This is a genomic window from Amycolatopsis rhizosphaerae (genome assembly GCF_007713715.1).
Taxonomy (GTDB): Bacteria; Actinomycetota; Actinomycetes; order Mycobacteriales; family Pseudonocardiaceae; genus Amycolatopsis_E; species Amycolatopsis_E rhizosphaerae.
The window spans coordinates 1-7,072 of the sequence record NZ_VJWX01000383.1 but is presented as its reverse complement, the minus strand read 5'-3'; the positions used below and the strand labels follow the sequence as shown (position 1 = coordinate 7,072).

The following is a 7,072-nucleotide window of genomic DNA, read 5'->3' as shown; positions in this document are numbered from 1 at the left end:
GAAGTATTCGGGCCGCGGGGCGGTTCCGGCGAGCTTGAAGTAGCGCACCTTCCGGCGGCGGCGCAGGGCGAGGGTGTCGCGCACGGCGTCGTTGTGCACCCGGCGCGCGATGACGACGCGGTATTCCGCGTCGGCCAGTTCGTCGGCCAGCTCGGCGGGCAGGCCGTCCCGGCCGATCGTGGCGAGAAGCTTCGTCAGCTCGTTTTCGGCCGCCTCCCGGTCGGGCCTCGGCGCGGCCTCGGCCGCGTCCGCGGCCCGGCGCACCTCGGCGGCGGCGCTGCCCTCCAGTGCCCCCGCGGCCACCGCCCGCGCCACCACCGCACGCCGGGCCAGTGCCGCGTCCAGCGCCGCCCACCCGGCGTCGAGGCGGACGTGCAGCCGGTCGAGCCGGTTCGCCGTCGCCACCAGGAACAGCCCGCCCAGCACGATCACCGCGGCCAGCAGGGCGGACAGCCACACCAGGACGCTCACGGGGCGTTTTCCTCGGCGCTGACCCGGCGCGGATCCGCCGCGACCGCCGTCTCGTACACCCGCAGCACCTGGGTCACCACCACCGGCCAGTCGTAGATCGCCACCCGTTCGCCCGCGGCCGCCGCCAGCGAGCCGCGGCGCGCCGGATCGCCCAGCAGCTCGCCGAGCGCCCCGGCCAGCGCCACCGGATCGCCGGGCGGGGTGAGCAGCCCGGCGCGGCCGTCGTCGAGGACGCGGCGGAAGGAGTCGAGCGCGCTGGCCACCACCGCCGTCCCGGCGGCCATCGCCTCGGTCAGGATCATGCCGAAACTCTCGCCGCCCAGGTTGGGCGCGCAGTACACGTCGACGCTGCGCAGGGCACGCGCCTTCGTCGCATCGTCGACCTGCCCCAGCAGTTCGAGGTGCGGGGTGAGCACGGGGCCCGCCGCACGGTGCAGCTCCGCCTCGTCACCCCGGCCCACCACCAGCAGGCGCAGGTCCGGGAAGTCCGGCAGCAGGCGGCGCGACGCTTCGAGCAGGACCTCCATGCCCTTGCGGGGCTCGGTGTAGCGCCCCACGAACCCGATGGTGCCGCCCGCACGCGGATAGCCGTCCAGCGGCTGGGACCGGGTGAAGAAGTCCACGTCGACCCCGTTGGGGATCTCCACCGCGTCGCCACCGGAATGCTCCACCTGCACCCGGCGGGCCAGTGCGGAGACGGCGATCCGCGCGGTGATCTTCTCCATCAGCGGCCGCAGCACCGGCTGGAACGCCGCCAGGGTCCGCGAACGGGGTGTCGAGGTGTGGAAGGTGGCGACGATCGGCCCGTCGGCCACCTTCAGCGCCAGCAGCGACAGGCTCGGGGCGGTCGGCTCGTGCAGGTGCAGCACGTCGAAGTTGCCCTCCCGGATCCAGCGCCGCACGCGGGCGTAGGACACCGGACCGAACTGCAGCCGCGCGACGGAACCGTTGTACGGGATGGCCAGAGCGCGGCCTGCGGCCTGCACGAAGTCGGGCAGCCCGGCGTCCTCGTCGGCGGGCGCGAGCACCGACACCTGGTGCCCGCGGGCCAGCAGCGCCCTGGCCAGCTCCACGACGTGCCCCTGGACCCCGCCGGGCACGTCGAACGAGTAGGGGCAGACGATGCCGATCTTGAGCTTCTGGGGTGGCGGCATGTTCACCCGGCCGCGGCCTCCTCGGCCAGGGCAGGCTCCGCCTCGGCGAAGTCGGCCGTCCACAGCTTCTGCATCATGTGCCAGTCGGTGGGGTGGGCGGCGATGTCCCCCGCGAAGATGTCGGCCATGGCCTGCGTCGCGGCGGGCACCTCGGACCGCGCGGTGACCCGGATGCGGGGATGCACCCGGACGCCCCAGCCGTCTTCGGTGAACCACATGCCCACCGGCAGCAGGGCGGCCCCGGTGGTGGCGGCCAGGCGCGCCGCCCCGGCAGGCATCCTCGTCTGCTCGCCGAAGAAGGTGACCGGGACGCCGGAGCCGTTGAGGTCGCGGTCGCCGACCAGGCAGATCACCTTGTTCTCCCGCAACCGCCGCAGCAGCAGCCGGAACGAACCGGTGCCGCCGGAGGCGGGCAGGAGCTCGAACCCCAGCGATTCGCGGAACTCCACGAAACGCCGGTACACCGATTCGGGACGCAGGCGCTCGACGACGGTGGTGAACGAGCCCGCGTACCCGACCAGCCAGAGCCCACAGGCGTCCCAGTTGCCCGAATGCGGCAGCACGAGCACGGCGCCGTTGCCCTCGGCGAGGGCGGCGTCGATGTTCTCCACGCCGGTGATCGCGTCGTCGACCTTGCTGCGCACCTCGTCGTGGTCCATCGACGGCAGGCGGAACAGCTCCCGCCAGTAGCGCGCGTAGGACCGCAGCGCCCGGCGGGTGAGCTCGTCGAGTTCCGCCTCCCCGGCCTGCGGCACCACCCTGGCCAGGTTCCGCCGCAGCTGCCGCACGCCGGGCCCGTTGCGGCGGACGGCGAAATCGGCGCCCAGGGCGAAGGCCGCCTGCACCAGCCCGGCGGGCAGTCTGCCGACGAGCCGGAATCCGGCGGCGTAACCGAGATCGCTCACGCGCTGGCCCAGGCCGCTCACGAATGCGCCTCCCGGGCCGAGACGGCCACGGCGACCATGCGCTGCCCCAGGGTGATCGCGGACAGCACCGCGAGCAGCCACTGCGACGCTTCGACGGCGTAGGGCACGTGGAACCCTTCCAGGCCGGTACCGACCAGCGCGATGATCAGCCGTTCCGCGCGCTCGATGAGGCCCCCGTCCGCGCGCAGCCCGGAGGCTTCGGCCCGTGCCTTGACGTAGGAGATCACCTGGCCCAGCACCAGGCTGACCAGTGCCGCGCCCGCGGCACGGAGGTTGCCCGCGTCCACGAACGCCCACCAGGCGATCGCGCCGAAGATCGCCCCGTCGACCAGTCGGTCGCAGGTCGCGTCCAGCGCGGCGCCGAAGGGGGTGCCGTGCCCGCGGGCCCGGGCGATCGCCCCGTCGAGCAGGTCCAGCATGGCGAAACCCCACACCGTGAACGTGCCCCACAGCAGCAGCCCGGCGGGGAAGAAGCCCAGGGCGCAGCCGATCGCGCCCACCGTGCCGAGAACCGTCATCACGTTCGGAGTCACCCCGGCACGCAACAACGCGTGCCCGAGTGGATCGAGGGCGCGGGAAACCGACGCGCGCGCGAAGATGTTCAGCATCAGATCTGGACGGGGAATTCGGCCGGCATGCTCATCGCTGTCAACGTCACCTGTGCTGTGTGCTCGAAGCTTTGATCGGACATCGTTCGAGCGCAGCCTATCCACCCCGCACCGGCGGTTGACGCGGCAGGCGCGGGAAAGTGCCGCCTCAGCGCTGCTCGGCGAACTCCTCGGCGTCCATTTCGGCCATCGCGGCGGCACAGCGCGGAGTGAGCTGGTGACGAATCGCACTGCTGATCTCCCCCAGTGCGCGCACCTGCTCGGGGGTCAGCGCGTCGAACAGCGCCTGCCGGACCGCTTCCACGTGTCCCGGGGCGGCCGCCTGAAGTGCGGCGAAGCCCTCGTCGGTGAGCCGGGCGAAGGAGCCGCGCTTGTCCGTGGGGCAGTGCTGGCGGCGCACCCATCCGCTTTCCTCCAGGCGGGCGACCGCATGGGAAAGACGACTCCGTGACGAACGGCACCGCTGGGCCAGTTCACTCATCCGCAGCGTCCGGCCCGGCGCCTCGGACAGCACGACCAGCACCTCGTAGTACGTGTGGGGCATCCCCGCGTCGCGCTGCAACTGGCCTTCGACGTGGCCGCGCAGCATGTCGACGGCCGCGGAGAACTCGCGCCAGACGCGCTGCTCCTCGTCGTCGAGCCATCTCGTTCCCGACATACGGACCATCCTACCCCTGATTGAACCCTCAACTAGACTCCGCTAGAGTCATTGAGAGCTCAACAGATAGCGAAGCCAACCAAGGGAGAACCCCCCATGAGCGCGCCCACCACCGAGATCCCCGGCTACGTCGCCGGCACCTGGGTCATCGACGGCACCCACTCCGACGTCACCTTCACCGTGCGCCACCTCGGCGTCTCCAAGGTCCGCGGCCGGTTCGACCAGGTCGAGACCACCATCGTCACCGCGGAGAAGCTCACCGACTCCACGGTGACCGCGACGATCCACACCGCCAGCATCGGCACGAACAACGAGCAGCGCGACGCGCACGTCCGCGGCGCCGACTTCCTGGACGTCGAGCAGTTCCCCACCATCACCTTCACCTCCACCGCGGTGCGGGTCGAGGACGGCGAGTACTTCATCGACGGTGAGCTGACCCTGCGCGGCGTCACCAAGCCGGTCACCCTGGCGGCCGAGCTGGGCGGTTTCGGCAACGGCATGGCCGAGGGCAGCAAGGTCCTTGGCATCTCGGCGCGGACCGAGATCAGCCGCACCGAGTTCGGCGTCGGCACCGGCGTCCCCTCCGCCGTGGTCAGCGACAAGATCAAGATCGAGCTGGACATCGAGGCCGGCCTGCAGGCCTGACGCCCGCGCGAAATGCCCTCTCCCAGCCGGGAGAGGGCATTTCGCGTCCACGGGGCCCGGCCGAACAGCCGAACCGAGAGAACTACCAGGCGGCGGCGAGGAGGCGGCGGGTCTCGCCGAGCAACTGCGGCAGCACCTTGGTGTGGCCCACGACCGGCATGAAGTTCGCGTCGCCGCCCCAGCGGGGCACCACGTGCTGGTGCAGGTGCGCGGCGATCCCGGCGCCCGCGATGACGCCCTGGTTCATGCCGATGTTGAACCCGTGCGCGGCCGACACCGAGCGGATCACCGCCATCGCCCGCTGGGTGAACCCGGCGAGTTCGGCGGTCTCCTCCGCGGTCAGGTCGGTGTAGTCGGCGACGTGCCGGTACGGCAGCACCATCAGGTGCCCCGGGTTGTACGGGTACAGGTTCAGCACCGCCCACACCCGCTCGCCGCGCGCGACGATCAGCGCGTCTTCGTCGGGCAGGCCGATGAGGCGGCAGAAGGGGCAGCCTTCCGGCTCGTCCCCTTCCGCCTGGCCCTGCCCTTGCACGTAGGCGAGCCGGTGCGGGGTCCACAGCCGCTGCAGGGCATCCGGTACGCCGACTCCGTCCTGGGGCACGACTTCCGGCCGACTCACCCCAGGACCGCCCGCAGTGCCTCGGCGGTCGGCGAGGAGTTCTCCCGGCGGGCGACCCAGCCCGCGATCGCCTCCACCGCGTCGGCCACCGGCACCTCGTTGATCTGGGTGCCGTCGCGGAACCGGAACGACACCGCCCCGGCCTCGACGTCCTTGGCGCCCGCCAGCAGCAGGAACGGCACCTTCTGCGTGGTGTGGGTGCGGATCTTCTTCTGCATCCGGTCGTCGCTGGTGTCGACCTCGGCGCGGATCCCCTTGGCCCGCAACGCCTTCTCCACGCCGCGCAGGTGCTCGACGTGCTCGTCGGCGATCGGGATGCCGACCACCTGGACCGGCGCGAGCCAGGCCGGGAAGGCACCGGCGTAGTGCTCGGTGAGCACCCCGAAGAACCGCTCGATCGACCCGAACAGCGCCCGGTGGATCATCACCGGCTGCTGCCGGGAGCCGTCCGCCGCCTGGTAGCTCAGCTCGAACCGCTTGGGCTGGTTGAAGTCCACCTGAATGGTGGACATCTGCCAGGTGCGGCCGATCGCGTCCTTGGCCTGCACCGAGATCTTCGGCCCGTAGAAGGCCGCGCCGCCCGGGTCCGGCACGAGCTGCAGCCCCGAGGCCTCGGCGGCCTGCCGCAGCGCCTCGGTGGCCTCTTCCCAGTCGGCGTCCTCACCGATGAACTTCGGCGAATCGTCCCGAGTGGACAGTTCGAGGTAGAAGTCGTCGAGCCCGTAGTCCCGCAGCAGGTCGAGCACGAAGGTCAGCAGCGAGCGCAGTTCGCCCTGCATCTGCTCCTTCGTGCAGTAGATGTGCGAGTCGTCCTGCGTCATGCCGCGCACCCGGGTCAGGCCGTGCACCACACCGGACTTCTCGAACCGGTACACCGACCCGAACTCGAACAGCCGCAGCGGCAGTTCCCGGTAGGAACGCCCGCGCGACCGGAAGATCAGGTTGTGCATCGGGCAGTTCATCGACTTGACGTAGTAGTCGGAACCCTCGACGTGCATCGGCGGGAACATGCCGTCCGCGTAGTACGGCAGGTGCCCGGAGGTCTCGAACAGCGCGCCCTTGGTGATGTGCGGGGTGTTGACGAACTCGTAGCCGTGCTCCTCGTGCTTCTGCCGGGAGTAGGCCTCCAGCTCGCGCCGGATGATGCCGCCCTTGGGGTGGAACACCGGCAGCCCGGACCCCAGCTCCTCCGGGAAGGAGAACAGGTCGAGTTCGGCCCCGAGCTTGCGGTGGTCCCGGCGCTCGGCCTCGGCGAGCATCTCCAGGTAGGCGTCCTGCGCCTCCTGCGACTCCCACGCCGTGCCGTAGATGCGCTGCAGCTGCGGGTTCTTCTCACTGCCGCGCCAGTAGGCCGCGGCGACCCTGGTCAGCTTGAAGGCCGGGATGTACTTGGTGGTGGGCACGTGCGGCCCGCGGCACAGGTCGCTCCAGACGCGTTCCTTGGTGCGCGGGTCGAGGTTGTCGTAGATGGTCAGCTCGCCGCCACCGACCTCCATCACCTCGGAGGTGTCGACGGTGTCGTCGCCGGACTTGAGATCGACCAGTTCGAGCTTGAACGGCTCGTCCGCGAGCTCCTCCTTGGCGGCCTCGACCGATTCGAGCACGCGCCGGGAGAACTGCTGGGAGCCCTTGATGATCTGCTTCATGCGCTTTTCCAGCGCCTGCAGGTCTTCCGGGGTGAACGGCGTGGCGACCTGGAAGTCGTAGTAGAAGCCGTCCTTGATCGGCGGGCCGATGCCGAGCTTGGCCTCGGGGAACTGCTGCTGCACGGCCTGGGCGAGCACGTGCGCGGCGGAGTGCCGGATGACGCTGCGGCCGTCCTCGGTGTCGGCGGCCACCGGCTCGACCTGGGTGCCGGCCTCCGGCGCCCAGGACAGGTCGCGCAGGCGGCCCTCGGGGTCGCGGACCACGACGATCGCGTCCGGTCCCCTGGTCGGCAGCCCCGCCTCCCGGATCGCGGTCCCCGCCGTGGTCCCGGCCGGCACCAC

At 71.2% G+C, this 7,072-nt stretch carries 8 protein-coding genes; 1 reads left to right on the top strand and 7 read right to left on the bottom strand.

Going from position 1 to position 7,072, the window contains the following annotated elements:
• From FNH05_RS28090 to FNH05_RS28070, 5 genes are all read right to left on the bottom strand, one after another.
• Positions 1-471: NUDIX hydrolase (locus FNH05_RS28090; protein ID WP_144591863.1), on the bottom strand; the 471-nt coding region annotated here is incomplete at its 3' end.
• The gene (locus tag FNH05_RS28085) at positions 468-1,625 is read right to left on the bottom strand and encodes a glycosyltransferase family 4 protein (RefSeq protein ID WP_144591864.1); all 1,158 of its coding nucleotides are present in this window, start codon (positions 1,623-1,625) and stop codon (positions 468-470) included. The genes FNH05_RS28090 and FNH05_RS28085, both read right to left, overlap by 4 nt.
• Before the next feature lie 2 nt (positions 1,626-1,627).
• Positions 1,628-2,551 (bottom strand): phosphatidylinositol mannoside acyltransferase, encoded by a 924-nt coding sequence (locus FNH05_RS28080; protein WP_144591862.1) that lies wholly within the window; start codon positions 2,549-2,551, stop codon positions 1,628-1,630.
• Positions 2,548-3,159, bottom strand: coding sequence for a phosphatidylinositol phosphate synthase (gene pgsA, locus FNH05_RS28075; RefSeq protein ID WP_144591861.1), 612 nt, complete (start codon positions 3,157-3,159; stop codon positions 2,548-2,550). Before pgsA ends, FNH05_RS28080 begins: the two co-directional genes overlap by 4 nt.
• A 148-nt stretch (positions 3,160-3,307) precedes the next feature.
• On the bottom strand, positions 3,308-3,817 hold the full coding sequence (locus tag FNH05_RS28070; RefSeq protein WP_144591860.1) for a MarR family winged helix-turn-helix transcriptional regulator: 510 nt from the start codon (positions 3,815-3,817) through the stop codon (positions 3,308-3,310).
• A gap of 96 nt (positions 3,818-3,913) precedes the next feature.
• Here FNH05_RS28070 and FNH05_RS28065 point away from each other — a divergent pair, with 96 nt between their 5' ends.
• On the top strand, positions 3,914-4,462 hold the full coding sequence (locus FNH05_RS28065) for a YceI family protein (RefSeq protein ID WP_144591859.1): 549 nt from the start codon (positions 3,914-3,916) through the stop codon (positions 4,460-4,462).
• Positions 4,463-4,544: 82 nt separating this feature from the next.
• Here the strand turns inward: FNH05_RS28065 and FNH05_RS28060 are convergent, their stop codons facing one another.
• The gene (locus tag FNH05_RS28060) at positions 4,545-5,084 is read right to left on the bottom strand and encodes an HIT family protein (protein WP_144591858.1); all 540 of its coding nucleotides are present in this window, start codon (positions 5,082-5,084) and stop codon (positions 4,545-4,547) included.
• On the bottom strand, positions 5,081-7,072 hold a 1,992-nt coding region (thrS, locus tag FNH05_RS28055; protein ID WP_144591857.1), incomplete at its 5' end, for a threonine--tRNA ligase. The genes FNH05_RS28060 and thrS, both read right to left, overlap by 4 nt.